The sequence below is a fragment of the Streptomyces sp. SID3343 genome (assembly GCF_009865215.1).
Classification (GTDB): Bacteria; Actinomycetota; Actinomycetes; order Streptomycetales; family Streptomycetaceae; genus Embleya.
The window spans coordinates 1-2,911 of record NZ_WWJX01001149.1 but is presented as its reverse complement, the minus strand read 5'-3'; the positions used below and the strand labels follow the sequence as shown (position 1 = coordinate 2,911).

The 2,911-nt window shown below is 71.8% G+C and carries 1 protein-coding gene, 1 pseudogene and 1 riboswitch; the gene and the pseudogene both read right to left on the bottom strand.

Going from position 1 to position 2,911, the window contains the following annotated elements; genetic code table 11:
- Positions 1 to 1,227 (bottom strand): prenyltransferase/squalene oxidase repeat-containing protein (locus GT354_RS36030; RefSeq protein WP_161360594.1); only part of this gene is annotated, 1,227 nt, incomplete at its 3' end.
- 124 nt (positions 1,228 to 1,351) lie between these two features.
- Positions 1,352 to 1,426, bottom strand: a riboswitch (cobalamin riboswitch).
- Positions 1,427 to 1,788: 362 nt separating this feature from the next.
- Positions 1,789 to 2,911: pseudogene (locus GT354_RS36025) on the bottom strand (hypothetical protein); the annotation flags it as partial.

The following is a 2,911-nucleotide window of genomic DNA, read 5'->3' as shown; positions in this document are numbered from 1 at the left end:
GGTGGGCGCGGGCGTGGACGGGCCGGGGCCGGCCGGGCCCGGCGACGTGGGGGCGGTGGTCGGGCTTTCGGTACCGCTCGGCCCGGGATCGGTCGGCTCGGGATCGGTCGGCTGCCGGCCGAGCTTACCGAGTGGGACGTCGGCCAGGACGAGCAGGGCCTGCGGGGTGGCCCGGCGCCACTGGTCGCGCTGGAAGTCCGCGATGCCGTCCGCGCGGGCCGACTCGAAACTCTCGGCGTTGTACGCGATCGTGCCGATCTCGTCGTCGGCCTTGCCCGCGTTCGCCTTGGTGATCTGGTGTCCGAGGACCCACGCCGCGGCCTTGTCCCCGGCGGCGGAGTGGCCGGCGGCGTGCAGCGCCTGACCGGCCAGGCCCGTGCTGTTGGTGTTCGACGCGACGGTGGGACCCGAGCCGCCGAACGAACCGTCGCCACGCTGCGTCGACTTCAACCAGTCGGCGCCCTTGCGGGCCGCCTCCGCCGCACCGGGCGTCCCGTCCTCGGCCGCGGCGGCGAGCAGTGCCTGTACCGCCATGCCGGTCGAGTCCGGGTCGAGCACGGTCGCGGGACCGTCCTGACAGGTGGGACCGGAACTGCCCAACCGGTCCGGAAACAGTCGGAATCCGCCACTGGGACACTGCTGTCGGATCAGGAAGTCCACCGCGGGCCCGGGCACCCCGCCCGACCGGGCCAGACCCAACACGGCCAACGACTGGCCGAACGCGTTGCTGTTGTCGCTGCTCGTCTTGCGGTCCCGAACGCGTCCCTCGTCGGCTCCGGCGTCGGCGCCGGCGATCAGGTCCAGGGTCTCCTGCCGCAGGTCGAACCCGCCGAACGCGGTGGGGTCACGGTGCGCGGCGATCGCGGCGACGAGGATCTTCGCGGTGGCACCGGCGATGCGCGAACCGGGCTCCCCCCACGCCTCGTTGCTGTTGTACGCGCGTACGTTCGCGGCGACCGCGTCGGTGGCGGCGGTCAGCGCGACGGGGTCGGCCCGGGTGGCGGACAGCGCGAGGATCGTGTCGATGGTCAGCCCCCAGTCGGAGCCGACGAAGCCGGGTATGCCGCCCTCGACCAATTCGCCCGCCTGCCACTTCGCGGCGGCGACGACGGCGGCCACGCGCGGATTCGAGCCGGCGGGCGCGGTCGCGAGTGCGGGGGCCGCGGCCAGGAGCACCGCGCCGCAGGCCGCGACGGCGCCGGTGTTTCTCACGGTGAGCCAGGACATCAGGGTGAACCCTTCCGGGACTACCGAGTCCCGGCGCCCCGCCGACGAGAGAGCACCGACGGGAGAGTCCGGGCTTCAGCGTGCAGTCCACGACAGCTGGAGCCTTCAGGATCGAACGGACTCAGGCATTCCGACTCGCGGCGGCCTCACGGCCACCGCCTACGGTTGCGGGTCAGCGCCGGGTTTCGACCGGCTTCCCCTGAGTGTCGATCTATGTAGTTGTCGAGCGTTTGTTCAGCGTGCGGAGCGTACGAGAGATCCGACGCCCGGCACAACCGGGAGGGTGGCGGACCGGCCATTCTCGGACTGCCCGATCGCCGTCGGCCCGTTCGCCTGTCGACCCGATCCTCCGTCGGCCCGTCGGCCGCACCAGGGCCCGACGCCGGCCCCGAGCCGAACTGCCTCTCGTCCAGGCTCCGATCGGAATCGGAACCCGGATCGGGATCGCGAGAGCCCCGCCCCCGGCGTGGTTCGAGTCGCCGGGAGCGGGGCGTTCACCCGTTGTTCGTCGAGCCGGTCGGACCGACCGGGTTTCGGTTCGTGAGGTTCAGTAGGCGCGGATCAGGAGATGGACACGTCGTCGACGAGGAAGGTCGTCGTGAGCGACGCGTCCTCGGCGCCGGCGAACGTCACGGTGACCGTCTGGCCCGCGTAGGCGCTCAGGTTGACGGTCTTCTGTACGTAGCCGCCGGTGGCGTTGGCGTTGGAGTAGGTGGCCACGGTGGCGTTGCCGATCTTCACCTTGAGGGTGTCGTACACCGTGGAACCGGATTCCTGAGTGGTGATCTTCACCCACAGCTTGAGCTGCGGCGAGCCGGCCGGAATCGCGACGTTGGCCTGCGCCACGGTCTCGGTGGCCGTGGACCCGTAGCCCATCATCCAGGCGTACCAGGAACCGCCGTGCGCGCTGTTCTGGTTGCTGTTGGTGATGTCGTTCGCGCTCTGGGTCCAGTTCGCCGTGCCCTGCTCGAACCCGCCGTTGGCAAGCGCGTTGCCGGTGGTGCCGGTCACGGTCAGGGTGTACGTGGCGCTGTGTGTGGCGCTGCTGCCCGTCCCGGTCACGGTGATCGGGTAGGTGCCGGGTGCGACGTTGGCGTCGACGGTCGTGGTCAGCGTCGAGGAGGCGCCGGACTGGACGGTCGACGGGGCGAAGGCCACGCCGACGCCGGACGGTTGCCCGGTCGCGGTCAGGGCCACGGACTGCGCCGAGCCGGACGTGACCGCGGTGGAGACGGTCGACGTGGTCGTGCCGCCGGGAGCGGCGCTGCCCGCGGTCGGGTTCAGCGTGAGCGAGAAGTCCGGAGCGCCGGTCCCGGTCACGGTCAGGGTGTACTGGGCGGTGTGGCTGAGGCTCGTCCCGGTCCCGGTCACAGTGATCGGGTAGGTGCCGGGCGCGACGTTGGCGCCGACGGTCGCGGTCAGCGTCGAGGAGGCGCCGGACTGGACCGACGGCGGGGCGAAGGCCACGCCGACGCCCGAGGGCTGGCCCGAGGCGCTGAACGTCACATTCTGCGCCGTACCGATGGCGGTGGTGGAGACGGTCGACGTGGTCGTGCCACCGGGTGCCGCGCTGCCCGCGGTCGGGTTCAGCGCGATCGAGAAGTCCGGGTTGGGGTTGCCGGTGCAGGTCGGGTCACCGGACTGGGCGGGCACGCTGACGGCGTCCCACGCGGCCTTGGTCTTG